Origin of the sequence: Halomonas sp. McD50-4 (assembly GCF_022348135.1) — a bacterium.
GTDB lineage: Bacteria > Pseudomonadota > Gammaproteobacteria > Pseudomonadales > Halomonadaceae > Vreelandella > Vreelandella piezotolerans.
Window position 1 is genome coordinate 19,698 of record NZ_JAKRFG010000010.1, and the last position, 13,510, is coordinate 33,207.

12 protein-coding genes are annotated in these 13,510 nt (G+C 58.9%); 10 read left to right on the forward strand and 2 right to left on the reverse strand.

Annotated features, from left to right (window positions below; translation table 11 throughout):
- Positions 1 to 108 precede the first annotated feature (108 nt).
- From rsfS to lipB, 9 genes are all read left to right on the forward strand, one after another.
- Positions 109 to 495, forward strand: coding sequence for a ribosome silencing factor (gene rsfS, locus MHM85_RS12635; RefSeq protein ID WP_153843855.1), 387 nt, complete (start codon positions 109 to 111; stop codon positions 493 to 495).
- Positions 492 to 959, forward strand: a complete 468-nt coding sequence (gene rlmH / locus MHM85_RS12640; protein ID WP_239286206.1) for a 23S rRNA (pseudouridine(1915)-N(3))-methyltransferase RlmH — start codon at positions 492 to 494, stop codon at positions 957 to 959. Before rsfS ends, rlmH begins: the two co-directional genes overlap by 4 nt.
- Before the next feature lie 86 nt (positions 960 to 1,045).
- Positions 1,046 to 2,953 carry a penicillin-binding protein 2 gene (mrdA, locus tag MHM85_RS12645; RefSeq protein WP_139528131.1) on the forward strand — a complete coding sequence of 636 codons (1,908 nt, stop codon included), beginning with the start codon at positions 1,046 to 1,048 and terminating at the stop codon, positions 2,951 to 2,953.
- A 2-nt stretch (positions 2,954 to 2,955) separates the two neighbouring features.
- Positions 2,956 to 4,116 carry a rod shape-determining protein RodA gene (rodA, locus tag MHM85_RS12650; RefSeq protein WP_239286204.1) on the forward strand — a complete coding sequence of 387 codons (1,161 nt, stop codon included), beginning with the start codon at positions 2,956 to 2,958 and terminating at the stop codon, positions 4,114 to 4,116.
- Between the two features lie 44 nt (positions 4,117 to 4,160).
- Positions 4,161 to 5,186 (forward strand): lytic murein transglycosylase B, encoded by a 1,026-nt coding sequence (gene mltB, locus MHM85_RS12655; protein WP_239286202.1) that lies wholly within the window; start codon positions 4,161 to 4,163, stop codon positions 5,184 to 5,186.
- Positions 5,179 to 6,144, forward strand: a complete 966-nt coding sequence (locus MHM85_RS12660) for a septal ring lytic transglycosylase RlpA family protein (RefSeq protein ID WP_139528128.1) — start codon at positions 5,179 to 5,181, stop codon at positions 6,142 to 6,144. The genes mltB and MHM85_RS12660 overlap by 8 nt, the downstream gene beginning before the upstream one ends.
- Before the next feature lie 69 nt (positions 6,145 to 6,213).
- Entirely contained in the window at positions 6,214 to 7,413 is a 1,200-nt protein-coding gene (locus MHM85_RS12665) for a D-alanyl-D-alanine carboxypeptidase family protein (RefSeq protein WP_139528127.1), read from the forward strand.
- A gap of 106 nt (positions 7,414 to 7,519) precedes the next feature.
- Positions 7,520 to 7,831 (forward strand): DUF493 domain-containing protein, encoded by a 312-nt coding sequence (locus MHM85_RS12670; protein ID WP_139528126.1) that lies wholly within the window; start codon positions 7,520 to 7,522, stop codon positions 7,829 to 7,831.
- 2 nt (positions 7,832 to 7,833) lie between these two features.
- Positions 7,834 to 8,502 (forward strand): lipoyl(octanoyl) transferase LipB, encoded by a 669-nt coding sequence (gene lipB, locus MHM85_RS12675; protein ID WP_239286200.1) that lies wholly within the window; start codon positions 7,834 to 7,836, stop codon positions 8,500 to 8,502.
- Positions 8,503 to 8,547: 45 nt separating this feature from the next.
- On the opposite strand, the gene lipA is transcribed toward lipB, so the two are convergent.
- Entirely contained in the window at positions 8,548 to 9,600 is a 1,053-nt protein-coding gene (lipA, locus tag MHM85_RS12680) for a lipoyl synthase (protein ID WP_139528124.1), read from the reverse strand.
- Positions 9,601 to 9,780: 180 nt separating this feature from the next.
- Complete coding sequence (locus tag MHM85_RS12685) at positions 9,781 to 10,779, reverse strand: LysR family transcriptional regulator (RefSeq protein ID WP_239286198.1); 999 nt, start codon at positions 10,777 to 10,779, stop codon at positions 9,781 to 9,783.
- A gap of 280 nt (positions 10,780 to 11,059) precedes the next feature.
- Between MHM85_RS12685 and MHM85_RS12690 the strand changes: the two genes are divergently transcribed.
- Positions 11,060 to 13,444 (forward strand): DUF3141 domain-containing protein, encoded by a 2,385-nt coding sequence (locus tag MHM85_RS12690; RefSeq protein ID WP_239286196.1) that lies wholly within the window; start codon positions 11,060 to 11,062, stop codon positions 13,442 to 13,444.
- Positions 13,445 to 13,510: the final 66 nt, after the last annotated feature.

The window sequence follows — 13,510 nt, forward strand, 5'->3', positions numbered from 1 at the left end:
GCCCGCTTGCAGTTCGGTGCCACCGATCAGGTGGTGCCGTCATCGCATTTTATCAATCGACACGTCATCACCATACGTCACTACCACAAGGGGTTGCCTTCAGGAGTCATGCACATCGATACACTGAAAAACCTAGCGATCGACGCGCTAGAAGAGCTCAAAGCACGTGATATCACGCAACTCGACGTTGCCAAACTCACCGAAGTGACCGACCTGATGCTGATTGCCAGCGGTACCTCGACTCGTCACGTGGCGGCCCTGGCCCAAAATCTCGTCGAGAAAGCCAAAGCATCCGGACTTCATCCCCGCGGTGTAGAAGGCGGCGACAATGCAGACTGGGTACTGGTCGATCTGGGTGACATCGTCGTCCACATCATGCTGCCCGAAGCGCGTGCGCTTTACGATCTCGAGCGGCTATGGGCAGACTTGCCCAGCGATGCTGGCGCGGTGAGTGAATCGCTCAAGCAGTTCGAAGAGCGAGCCACGATGTCATGAGGATTCGGCTGTTGGCGGTGGGAACCAAAATGCCCGCGTGGGTAGAGCAGGGCGTCGAGACCTACCGCAAGCGGCTCCCTCGGGATTTCACGCTCGAAATCGAAGAAATTCCTCTTGGTCAGCGAGGTAAGAATGCCGATATCGCCAAAGCGCGTTCGCAAGAAGCACAGCGCATTCGCGAAAAACTGCGCGGCGATGAGATCGTGGTCGCGCTCGAAGTCAAAGGGAAGCCTTGGACCACCGAGCAGCTCGCCCGAGAAGCAGATGCTTGGCGTATGGAGGGGCGGGACGTCGTTCTGCTCGTCGGCGGTCCGGACGGTTTGGAGCCTTCTCTGTCCGCCACGGCGGACAAAGCGTGGTCTCTCTCGCCGCTGACGCTGCCCCACCCACTCGTCAGAATCATGCTGGCAGAACAGCTCTACCGCGCCTGGACACTGTTGGTGGGTCATCCCTATCACCGCTAGGCGTTAAAGGCCGATCGACGGCTAAATTGTGTTTACTCCCCACTGGGGCCGCCGCTTTTATTGTTTTGTGAGAGTCCTCTGTTGCCATGCCTCAGCGCCGTGACACGCTAAAAATTCCCGAGCAAGAACTGCGTATTTTCCGTGTCAGGGCACTGCTCGCCGTGTTAGTGGTCGTGGTGCTGACTAGCCTGTTGGTTAGTCGACTAGGCTACCTGCAGATCGTGCAGCACGATCTCTACAGCACTCGCTCTGAAAAAAACCGCGTACGGGTCGAGCCTCTGCCGCCTAATCGTGGGTTGATCTACGACCGCAACGGTGTGCTGTTGGCGGAGAACCGGCCTACCTACAATTTGACCCTGGTGCGTGAGCGAGTCGATGATCTCGATGAGACGCTCTCTTTGCTGGTCGATCTTCTGGAGTTGCCTGAGGAGGAGATCGAGGCGTTTCAAGTGCGTTCCCGCCAGCGCCAGCGACCGTTTCAGCCTGCGCTGTTGATGAGCGACCTGAGCGAAGAGCAGATCGCTCGGCTGGCCGTCAATCGCCACCGGTTGCCCGGCGTCGAAGTCGAGGCTCAACTGCTTCGCTACTATCCCGATGCGGACGTCATGGCCCACGCTCTGGGGTACGTCGGGCGTATCAACGCAGAAGAGCTACAGGAGCTCGACCCAGGACGCTATGCGGGTACCCATTTCATTGGCAAAACCGGCGTCGAGCGTTTTTACGAGACTGAACTCCACGGCGAGGCCGGACTACGTAAGGTCGAAACCAACGCACGGGGCCGCGTTCTACGCGAATTGGGCCGAACCGACCCCGTGCCCGGTGCCAACCTCACCTTGACGCTCGACCGCTCCTTGCAAATGCTGGCTTACGAGCTGCTTGATGGGCGACGCGGTTCCATCGTGGCTATCGTGCCCAGCACTGGCGAAATTTTGGCGATGGTGTCGACCCCTGGATTCGATAGTAACCAGTTCGTGACCGGCATTGATGTCGCTTCTTATCGAGCGCTGCAGGAAGATATCGACCTGCCGCTGTTCAACCGTGCCATTCGCGGTCACTACCCGCCGGGGTCGACCATCAAGCCCTTCTTGGCGCTGGCAGGGTTGGTCGAGGGCGTGATCACCCCGGATAGCACCATCAACGATCCCGGTTTCTATCAATTACCCAACGATTCTCGCCGCTATCGTAATTGGCTGCGCTGGGGGCATGGGCGTGTCGATATGGAGCGCTCCATTGCCGTATCGAATAACACCTACTACTACTCTCTTGCCCACGACCTCGGTATCGACAAGCTCCACGAACAGATGACCAACTTCGGCTTTGGCCAACGCGTGGCGCACGACGTTCAGGGAGAAAGCACGGGGCTGATGCCCTCGCGTGACTGGAAGCGGGCGCGGTTCAATCAGCCGTGGTATCCCGGCGAAACGCTCTCGGTAGGCATTGGTCAAGGGTATTGGCAGGTCACACCGCTGCAGCTTGCCAGCGCTACCGCTGCCTTGGCCAATCGTGGCCATTGGGTGAAGCCGCGCTTGGCCCTGCGTATTGGCGAGCAGCCGGTGCCCGAAGAGCTCCCCGATACGCTGCCCGATATCGAACTGGCCAACGATAACTGGTGGGATCGGGTATATAGCGGTATGGAAAAAGTGCTCAGCGGCAGCGAGGGCACGGCACGTCGAACTGGGGTGGGGCTCGAGTATCGCATGGGGGGCAAGTCAGGCACGGCCCAGGTGTTCTCGCTTGGTCAAGATCAGCGCTATAACGCGGAAGAGCTCGAAGAGCGCCTACGTGATCACGCGCTTTTCATGGCGTTTGCGCCCATCGACGACCCACAAATTGCGGTATCGGTCATCGTCGAAAACGCGGGGGGCGGCAGCACTCATGCCGCGCATTTGGCACGGGCGATGACGGATGCTTGGCTGCTCGAAGATGATGCCCCCGAGGTCGAGGAAGTCAAAGAGGTGTTAGAGGAAGATACCGCCAACGTGGAGGGCAACTAGCGATGTCTTGGCAACTGATTACCCGTTCGTTGCGGCGTTATCCAACGCGTCCGCCGGACAGCGGTATCGCCCGGCGCAAAAGTGTGTGGGAACGTATCCACCTCGATCCCTGGCTGCTCGGCATGCTACTGGTGCTGATGAGCGCGGGTCTATTGGTGCTTTACAGCGCTTCGGGGCAGCGGCTCGATACCGTCATCGCCCAGGCCATTCGGTTTGGCGTGGCGCTGGCGGGTATGGTGATCATCGCCCAGTTCTCCCCCTCGACGTTTTTACGCTGGGCACCGCTGGCCTACGGGGTGGGTCTTGCCATGCTGATTGCGGTAGAAATTGCTGGCGATATCGGCATGGGGGCCAAGCGCTGGCTTGAGATTCCTGGCGTCATCCGTTTTCAGCCTTCGGAGATGATGAAATTGGCGGTGCCGCTGATGGTGGCCGCATATTTGAACCGCTGCCAGTTGCCGCCACGTCTTCGCGATATCGTGGTCTGCGCGGTGATCATTGGTGTACCGGTCGTACTAACGGCCATTCAGCCAGATCTTGGTACCTCGCTGTTGGTGGCCAGCGCGGCGGTGATCGTCGTGCTGCTGGCAGGGCTTTCCTGGAAGTTGATCGGTTTGGTCGCAGCGCTGGGCGCGGCGGGCCTACCGGTGCTATGGATGAACATGCACAACTATCAGCGACAGCGGGTGCTGACGTTTCTAGACCCCGATAGCGACCCGCTGGGTTCCGGGTGGAACATCATACAATCCACTACGGCCATCGGCAGCGGTGGTCTATGGGGCAAAGGATGGTTAGAAGGTACCCAGTCCCAACTCGAGTTCTTGCCCGAGCGGCATACCGATTTCATCATCGCCGTGTTGGGTGAGGAGTTTGGCCTGGTGGGTATGATGGTGCTACTGACGCTGTATGTGATGATCGTGGGCCGCGGGCTGTGGCTGGCGGCATCGTCCCAAGATACCTTTGGTCGCCTGTTCGCAGGCAGTATCATTCTGACGTTTTTTATCTATGTATTCGTCAATGTGGGCATGGTGAGTGGCATCTTGCCGGTGGTGGGCGTGCCGCTGCCACTGGTCAGTTATGGCGGTACCTCTAGCGTGACCTTGTTAGCGGGGTTCGGTATTCTCATGTCCATACACGCCCATCGGCGGTTACTGCCACGCTGACGGTCAAGGTCGTAGCAGTATGAATTCACAGGAGTGGTGAGCAAATGAACAGGGCGCGAAGTCAAGCGGGTGGCTATGCCATTGCCATGCTAGTAGCGTGTTCGGCCCCGGCGGTCGTCGCTGAGGAAACGGTCAGTTTCGATCCGCAGCATAATCCGCAAACCCAGCAATTGGCTGACGAGCTGGCCGAGCAGGGCGTGCCAAATACTTGGCTGGAGCAAGCGCTGGCTCAGGCAAGCTATCGACAGGAAGTGTTGGATGCCATGGCAGGCGCGGCCGAGCGTCGGCTGCGCTGGTTCGAGTATCGCGATATTTTTCTAACCGAGCAGCGTATCGACGAAGGGGCCGCGTTCATGAAGGCCCATGCCGATGCGCTGGCGCGTGCCGAGTCGGAATACGGCGTTCCGCCGGAAGTGATTACCGCCATCTTGGGTGTAGAGACCTACTACGGTCGCCACAAAGGGCGTCATAAAGTGTTGGACTCTCTCGCCACGCTGGCATTTCACCACCCGGTACGCGGCGATTTCTTTCGCGGCGAGCTAGCGGCCTTTTTGACCATCGCCTATCAGCAAGAGGTGGCACCCGAATCGCTCTACGGCTCCTATGCAGGGGCCATGGGCTACCCTCAATTCATACCTACCAGCTATCAAGCTTACGCCGTCGATTTTGACGGTGACGCGAAGCGCGATCTGTGGAATAACCCAGTCGATGCGATTGGTAGCGTTGCCAATTACTTCGCCGAGCATGGTTGGCAACGAGGCGGCGCGATTTACCATGAAGCCGAAGGCCCCGAAGAACTCCCTGAAGCGCTGAGCTTCAATCAGACGGTGCGCCCAAGCACGACGGCTGCCGAAGCCGCTGAGCAGGGTGTGGTGACGGAAACTTCCTTAACGCCCGATACGCCAGTGGTGCCACTGCTGCTTGAGGTCGCTGACGGCCAAGAGCGCTATCGGCTGGGGGAGTTCAACTTCTACGTGATTACGCGCTATAACCACAGCCACCTCTACGCCATGGCGGTCGCCGAGTTGGCAGAAGCTATCCAGCAGCAAGCCGAGGCCGAGAATGACTAAACTGCGGATCGATGTGCGCCTGTTAAGCGGCTCGCTGTTACTCGCGGCCTTGATCAGCGGCTGCGCCAGCTCTTCTTCACCGCAAAGAGTGGCGGGAGACGTAGGCGGTGCCAGCCCAGCGCCCAATGCTCCGGCGGCCGCCAGTGGTGAGCGCTACGCCATGTCAGGGGATGCCTACCCGGTGGCGCCGCCGGATGTCAGCACCGTGCCCGATGCCGAGCCGCGAATCGAAGCGCCTTCCCGGGCGGGCAATCGTTCCACCTATGAAGTGTGGGGCGAAACCTATCACGTGCTCCCCGACTCGCGCGGCTATGCGCGCCAGGGTACGGCGTCTTGGTATGGTGAAAAATTCCACGGCTACGCCACGTCCAACGGTGAGATTTACGACATGTACAAAATGTCGGCAGCTCACCGCTCGCTCCCGCTGCCCACCTTTGCCAGGGTCACCAGTTTGAACAACGGACGCTCGGTGATCGTTCGCGTCAATGACCGCGGCCCGTTCCATAGCGATCGTGAAATCGACCTCTCTTATGCGGCGGCAGCACGCTTGGGGATTCTCGATAACGGAACCGGGCCCGTGCGCGTCGAGGCGATCGACCCTGCTCAGTGGTTAGCCGAGCGTGGTCGAGGGGGCAGCGTTTCGTCCCCCCAAGCCACATCGGCGGCCCCCGCCGTTGCGGCTTCCACGCCTGTTTCTGAGACTCGGCCTGTTAGGGCGGCATCAGCCGAGCCGAGCAGTGGTCATGCCGTTTATTTGCAGGTGGCTGCGCTGGGGAGTGCCGAAGGAGCGCAGCAGCTACAACAGCGGCTGTCGGATGAGTTACCCCACGGCGTTCGAGTGCAAAGTGAGGCCGACGTTCACCGCGTTCAGGTCGGCCCCGTCAGTCCCAGCCAAGAGACACAGGCCCGTGAAGAACTTCGTCGCGCAGGCTTTCCTCAAGTATTTGTCGTGAGATAATCGCTCTCAACATGTGCCCAAGTGGCGTATCATGCGCCGCCATTTTTCTTTGTCAGTGAGAAGTATGTGATGAATGTAATGATGTCAATCCGCCGTACCGCCAAGCTCTGCCTCTTCGCAGCGATGACGGCCGTCGTCGCCCCGGCGATGGCTCAGGTGATCCCTCAACCCCAAACGATCATCCCTGCACCACCACAGCTTGCCGCGAGTTCGTGGATTTTGATGGACGCCAACAGTGGGCGGATTCTTGCAGAGCACAACGCCGATGAGCGTTTGCCGCCTGCAAGTTTGACCAAACTGATGACCGCGTACCTGGTCGAACGCGAGCTGGATCGTGGCACCATCAACCTGACCGATATGGTCAATATCAGCGAAAACGCTTGGCGTACCGGCGGCTCGAAGATGTTCATCGAAGTGGGCGATCGTGTTTCGGTGGATAATCTGCTTCATGGCATCATCATCGTCTCGGGTAACGATGCCAGCGTGGCCATGGCAGAACATCTGGCGGGTGGTGAAGCGCCGTTTGCCGACCTAATGAATCAGCACGCCACGCGTTTGGGCATGAACGATACCCACTTCATGAATGCCACTGGCTTGCCCCATGAGAATCACTACTCGACCGCCCATGATATGGCGCGTCTGTCTCGTCACATCATCAACGACTATCCCGAGCACTACGCCATCTATTCACAGCGTAACTTCTCGTTTGCGGGGATCGATCAGCCGAACCGTAACCGCCTGTTGTGGCGCGACCCGACCGTAGACGGCCTGAAAACCGGCTGGACCACCGAAGCAGGTTACTGCCTGGTCTCTTCGGCGCAGCGTGATGGCATGCGTCTGATCTCCGTGGTGATGGGCACGAGTTCCGATGAGGCGCGTGCCCAGGAATCGCAAAAGCTTCTGAGCTATGGCTTCCGTTTCTATGAAACCATGAAGCTCTATGAGCGCGGCGCCGTGCTGGCAACGCCGCGCGTGTGGGGCGGGGACATCAACGAGCTACGTGTGGGGGTGGATGAAGAAGTTTTCATGACGCTGCCCCGCAATCGCAATGAAGAGCTCCGCGCCCGTCTAAATTTGGATGCTGACATTCAAGCACCTGTGGCAGTAGGTGACGACGTAGGTACGCTGGAAGTCTATCTAGGCGAAGAAATGGTGGGAGAACGCCAGCTCGTCGCGCTGGAAAACATCGAAGAGGGTGGGCTGTTCAAGCGCCTGTTCGATCAAGTGCAGCGTTTTTTCAGCAACTTGATCAGTAATTTCACCAGCTAAACGGCCAGTGTTGGGCCCAGCCTCTCACCATACGCCTTGTATTGTGAGAGGCTGGGCCTTATTTATTGGGATTAGCCCAACGATTCACTTAATGTAAAGGCGAGTTATGAAAAAAGGTGCCAAGCAAGGGCTGCGTGATTTACGCCAGCCCGTGGCGAAAGAGCCACCCAAAATTACCTTCCCGTGCGATTACCCGTTAAAGGTCGTGGGCGATGCGGCTGACGATTTTCCGGCCACCGTGTGCCAAGTCATCGTGCGTCACGCGCCTGACTTCGATGAGACCACGTTGGAAGTCGTGGATAGTCGCAATGGTCGTTTCCAGTCCGTTCGAGTCACCATCGTGGCCACAGGGGAACAGCAGTTGAGCCAACTGTTCGACGAGCTGAAGGCCACTGGCCGCGTGCACATGGTGGTATGACCATGAGCGACGACGCCCCGATTGCTCTGCATCGCCTCGGTCATCGCCCCTATCTACCAGTATGGGAAGCCATGCGTGAGCTTACCGACACGCGCGATGAAAACACGGCGGATCAATTTTGGCTGGTCGAGCATGAGCCTGTATTTACCCAAGGGCAGGCGGGCAAGCCAGAGCACCTGTTGATGCCGGGCGATATTCCCGTGGTCAATACCGACCGGGGCGGACAGGTCACCTATCACGGGCCGGGGCAGGTGGTCCTCTATCCGCTGCTGGACGTGCGTCGGGGCAAGATCGGCGTGCGTGACTTGGTCACGGCGCTCGAAAATGCAGTGATCGACGTGCTAGACGCGTATGGAGTGCGCGGCTGGGCCAAGCCCGATGCGCCGGGGGTTTACGTAGAAACGGCCATGGGGGAGGCCAAAATCGCCTCGCTCGGCCTGCGTATTCGTCGTGGGGCCAGCTACCATGGCGTCGCGCTGAACGTCGACGGCGACCTGTCGCCATTTGCGCGTATCAATCCTTGTGGCTACGCGGGTATGCAGGTCACTCGTCTTGCCGATTTGGTCGATCTCTCTCATGGACAAGACGGGGCTAATGTTAAAGACGTTGGCGAACGGCTTGCGCAGGCGTTGGCCGCGCGACTGAAGCGTAGCCTGGTAGTGCCTGCGTAACGAAGACTGCCTGCAGAGCGCTGTATGCAGGCAGTCCGCGGCGAGTTAGCCGACGTTGAAGGCGGGGATGCGGTTGCTGTCCGGCTCTTGACCTGGAATGGCCGCAGGAGCGGCAAGACCCAAGTTGTTCTTTTCGAACACGCGGTCTGCCCGGTAGCTGGAGCGCACCAGTGGGCCAGAAGGCACTTCCATGAAGCCTTTCTCTAGTCCCAGTACGCGATAGCGCTCGAACTCGTCGGGGCTGACCCAGCGCTCCACCGCTAGGTGGTTTTTCGTCGGGCGCAGGTACTGCCCCAGCGTCACGATATCGACACCAATCTCACGCAAATCGTCGAAGGTTTGCAGGATCTCTTCGTCCGTTTCTCCCAGCCCCAGCATCAAGCTAGTTTTGGTGATGATGTCGGGGCGATACTGCTTGGCGTGGGCCAATACGTCGAGCGTTTTGCGGTAGCCAGCGCGAGGGTCGCGCACTTTGCTGGTCAGCCGCTCGACGGTTTCGACGTTTTGGGCAAACACCTCCAATCCCGAGTCCACTACGCGCTCGATGGCAGATTTGTCGCCGTCGAAATCGGGTGTGAGAGCTTCCACGACGACATCGGGCGTGCGCGCTTTGATGGCACGGATGCAGTTGGCGTAGTGAGTGGCACCACCGTCGTCGAGATCGTCACGGTCCACGGAGGTCAGCACGATATAGCGCAGCCCCATCAGCTCGACGGACTTCGCGGTGTTGTCGGGCTCTTCGTGGTCCAGCCAGCCTTTCGGGTTGCCCGTGTCCACCGCGCAGAAGCGGCAGGCACGCGTGCATACGGAACCCATTAGCATGATGGTCGCGGTGCCGTTGCTCCAGCACTCGCCCATGTTAGGGCAGTGGGACTCGGCGCAAACGGTGCTTAGGCGGTGAGTGGCCACGTTCTTCTTCACGGCGTCGAATCGCTCGCCGCCGGGAATTTGCGCGCGCAGCCACTTAGGCTTGCGCTCGAGTGACGGGGCATCCACCTGCGCTTTGCGCTGCTTCATGCCGTCTTTGATCACCGTCATGCCGTGTTCGTTACGGAATTTTTCGCCGCTGGGCACGCGCTGGGAAGGGGTGTTGCTCATAGGAGAGAGCCTCTCTACTGTGCGGCTGGCAAAGGGAACGATCGCACGAGGTACGCTGCAAACCACGTTTGTCTAACGGAGTCGCTCGGCGACTGCCTGCCATGCCCTGAGTAACGCTAACTGATACGTAGGTTGTAGATAATGTAACATATCTGAACATCAACAAGACACCGTGTACCGCTACTCATCGTGTGCCAATGAGAGAGGGGGCAGGCAGGAAACGCCATGACTGGGTAGCGGGCTAGCCGGGGCCTGAAAGTGGCGCTGGAACTCGCTTAGATGCTCACGGACGAAGCGTAAGAAAAGCTCGGCCACTGGCGTCGGGAAGTGGTCGCGGCGATACACCGTGCACCAAGCGCGGCGAATGGGGAAGTTGGGCAGTGCCAGGGTGGCTAGCAACCCCTGTTCGAGCTCGCGCTGTACGGCTAAACGGGGCAACACGGCGACACCCAGGTGAGCCATGACTCCCTGTTTGATAGCTTCGTTGGTGCCCAGCTCGATACGGTGGGCCAGCCCCACTTCCTGATCCACGGCGAGCTGCTCGAAGGCACTGCGCACCCCTGATCCTGGTTCGCGCATCAGCACGAAATGCCGCGCGAAATCGACCAGCGTCGGGCGAGGCATGCTGAGCAGTGGATGCTCTGGCCATACCACCGCTACCAATTCGTTTTCGAGGATCGGCATGACCACTAAGCCATCGTCCTCGGGCACCATGGCCATGATAACGACGTCATCCTGCTGCTCGGCCAGCCTCTCGAGTGCCTGACTGCGATTGCAGACCTTTAGCCGTAGCTGCACGTCTGGATAGCGTGCGCGAAATTTAGCCAGCACATAGGGCACGACATACTGCGCGGAGGAGACGGCAGCGACGTTCAACTTGCCGCTGATTTTTCCGTTAATGTCTGAAAGGCTCATTTGTAGACGAGAGAGCTGCCCAAAAATTTCCCGGGTCGAGAGCGCCAACGTATCGGCAGCAGGGAGAGCGTGAAGTGTTTTTCCCGCGTACTTGAACAGCGGCTGCCCAACGGCTTGCTCTAGCTGACGCATCTGCGCACTCACGGCAGGTTGGGTCAAGCCTAGCTGCTCGGCCGCTCGGGAGTAAGAGCGTTGACGATGTACCGCTTGAAACACCTGTAACTGACGGAACGTTAAGCGGTTGAGCAGCGTGGGGGATGACATAATTACCTCGGGGTAAGCTTCCTCTAGGTGAGATGCGCAGGCGCTTTGCGTGCCACTGCTAGCGATAAGCGCGGCGTCATCGGTGAAATGCTACCACTGATTGAGCGCTACCGCTTTGAAAGCTGTGGGGATACGACTCTGGTGCGGGTGGCTTAAAGAGGGGCAAGTACAAAAGCGGGCGGTAATCATCGACGTTAGGCAGGGAGTGGCCTAAACTATATTGCATTGCAGCATCATTGCTTCGGGACGGGTGCCCAGCATCAACCCAACGGGAGACTCTATGAACTTTCTCGCAAACCCACTACTGGCGTCGACATCGAGCAGTGACGCGCTCGCAAGCATGATGGACCCCTTTGGGTTCGGACGTGCGGCCATGAACTACTGGCGAGACAGCGTCGAGCGTAACATTCTTTACTGGGATGTCATGCGTGAACGCGGTAACCAATATCTAGCGCACATGGAGCAGACCAAGCCCAATGTGTTGGGGTTCGAGACAGAAGTTTTGATGGATGGGCGTACGCTGCCCAACCCGACGAACTATGAGCTGCTGCGCGTTCTTCCGCCTAGTAATGTCCAGGTCGACCCACAAAAACGTCCCTTCGTGGTGGTCGATCCCCGCGCAGGCCATGGTCCTGGGATCGGCGGTTTCAAGCCGGACAGCGAGCTTGGTGTTGCCTTGAAGGCGGGACATCCTTGCTACTTCATTGGCTTCTTGCCTTTCCCAGAGCCGGGCCAAACCGTCGAAGACGTGGTCGAGGCGGAAGTGGCGTTTTTACGACACGTCATCGAGCTGCACCCAGAAACCACCGAAAAACCCATGGTGGTCGGCAACTGTCAGGCAGGCTGGCAGATCATGATGGCGGCCGCTTTGGAGCCCGATGTCTTCGGCCCGATCCTGATTGCCGGAGCACCGCTCTCTTATTGGGCAGGCGAGCACGGTAAAGCGCCCATGCGCTACACCGGTGGCATGACGGGCGGTAGCTGGATCACGGCGCTGACCAGCGATATCGGCAATGGTCTGTTCGACGGCGCTTGGCTGGTACAGAACTTCGAGCGCCTCAATCCGGCCAACACCTACTGGAAGAAGCAGTACCACCTTTACGCCAACGTGGACACCGAAACCAAGCGCTACTTGGAGTTCGAACGTTGGTGGGGAGGCCACGTGGTATTGGGCGGCGACGAAATTCAGTACATTGTCGACAACCTATTCGTGGGCAATCGTCTCTCGACCGCGCAACTGGTCACTCGCGACGGTCGTCGCATCGATTTGCGCAACGTGCGTTCGCCGGTCGTGGTGTTCTGCTCGCGTGGCGATGACATTACGCCGCCGCCCCAAGCGTTGGGCTGGATTCGTGATCTTTACGAAGGCGAGGAAGATATCATCGCCAACGAGCAAACGATCATTTACTGCCTGCACGATACCACCGGCCATTTGGGTATTTTCGTCTCTGGTAGCGTCTCGCGTAAAGAGCACTCCGAATTCACGGCGAACATGGATTATATCGACGTCATGCCGCCGGGGCTCTACGAGACGACCATCTCCCATGCCAGTGAGCGTACGGATGCCGAACTGATCGAGCGGGACTACCTGCTGGAGTTCACGCCGCGTAATTTCGCAGAACTCGACCAAGACGTGATGCACAAGCCCGAGGATGATCGGCGCTTTGCGACGGTCGCGCGTATCTCCGAAATCAATTTGGGACTTTACCGTCTTTACCTGCAGCCCTGGCTACAGGCTGTCATGACACCTGAAGCTGCCCGCTGGATTCGGCGCATGCATCCCATCCGCTTAGGATACAAGCTCCTCTCAGATCGCAATCCGCTGACGGTGCCGCTACCCGTCATGGCAGAGTACGTTCGTCGTCATCGTCAGCCGGTCGAACAGGACAATATGTTCAAAGCATTGGAAAGCATGGCGTCCGATCAGATCGTGGCGAGCTTGGATGCTTGGCGAGATCTGCGCGATAGCAGCACTGAGCGGATGTTCATGGATATTTACGGTCAGCCGCTTCTGCAAGCAGCCGTCGGCTTGTACGGCGATGCCCACGTCCATCGTCGCCGTCCGGGCGCCGAGCCTGAGCACCGTCGTTTTATCGAGCATCGTCAAAACGAGCTGCGCCACAAAATTGCCCAGGGGGGGGCTCATGAGGCCGTGATGCGCTCCGTTATTTACGTGCTTGGCGGTGCACCGGCCACCGACGAGCGCAACTTCAAGCGGTTGCGTGCATCACGCGCAGAACTCGAGCCGAGCACTTCGCTTAGTGAGTTCAAGCGTTTGGTTCGCGAGCAATTCTTCATTCTGAAGCTCGATAGGGAGCAAGCATTAGCATCGCTGCCCACGCTGCTGAAGGGTCAAAGCAACGAGCGCATCGATGGCTATATTACTCACCTCGAACACGTGTTTGCGGCGAGCGGTGAGCTCTCGGAGCACGCGGCCGAACGCTTCGAGCAGGTTAAGGCTCTGTTTGACAAGGCGCGCCCCAAAGCCGTGAGCGCACCTGCAGCCAAGGCGTCCGGCGAGGCTGAGAACGCCTCCGTCGAGAGTGACAAGACAACGGAGGTGGCGCCTGCTAACGCCGCGCAGGATACGGCCAGCGATACGGCTGCTAAAAAGCCCTCGCGTCGAGCGCCAAGCCAGCGAAAAGGAACCCAGCGCAAGCAATAATACGCTTGCCTGACGTCGCTGCGCCCCCACTCACTCGTGGGGGCGTTTTTTATGCAAGGCAACTGT

Coding starts and splice junctions, on each gene's coding strand:
- rsfS (WP_153843855.1), top strand. CDS start 109: ATGCACATCGATACACTGAAAAACCTAGCGATCGACGCGCTAGAAGAG.
- rlmH (WP_239286206.1), top strand. CDS start 492: ATGAGGATTCGGCTGTTGGCGGTGGGAACCAAAATGCCCGCGTGGGTA.
- mrdA (WP_139528131.1), top strand. CDS start 1,046: ATGCCTCAGCGCCGTGACACGCTAAAAATTCCCGAGCAAGAACTGCGT.
- rodA (WP_239286204.1), top strand. CDS start 2,956: ATGTCTTGGCAACTGATTACCCGTTCGTTGCGGCGTTATCCAACGCGT.
- mltB (WP_239286202.1), top strand. CDS start 4,161: ATGAACAGGGCGCGAAGTCAAGCGGGTGGCTATGCCATTGCCATGCTA.
- MHM85_RS12660 (WP_139528128.1), top strand. CDS start 5,179: ATGACTAAACTGCGGATCGATGTGCGCCTGTTAAGCGGCTCGCTGTTA.
- MHM85_RS12665 (WP_139528127.1), top strand. CDS start 6,214: ATGAATGTAATGATGTCAATCCGCCGTACCGCCAAGCTCTGCCTCTTC.
- MHM85_RS12670 (WP_139528126.1), top strand. CDS start 7,520: ATGAAAAAAGGTGCCAAGCAAGGGCTGCGTGATTTACGCCAGCCCGTG.
- lipB (WP_239286200.1), top strand. CDS start 7,834: ATGAGCGACGACGCCCCGATTGCTCTGCATCGCCTCGGTCATCGCCCC.
- lipA (WP_139528124.1), bottom strand. CDS start 9,600: ATGAGCAACACCCCTTCCCAGCGCGTGCCCAGCGGCGAAAAATTCCGT.
- MHM85_RS12685 (WP_239286198.1), bottom strand. CDS start 10,779: ATGTCATCCCCCACGCTGCTCAACCGCTTAACGTTCCGTCAGTTACAG.
- MHM85_RS12690 (WP_239286196.1), top strand. CDS start 11,060: ATGAACTTTCTCGCAAACCCACTACTGGCGTCGACATCGAGCAGTGAC.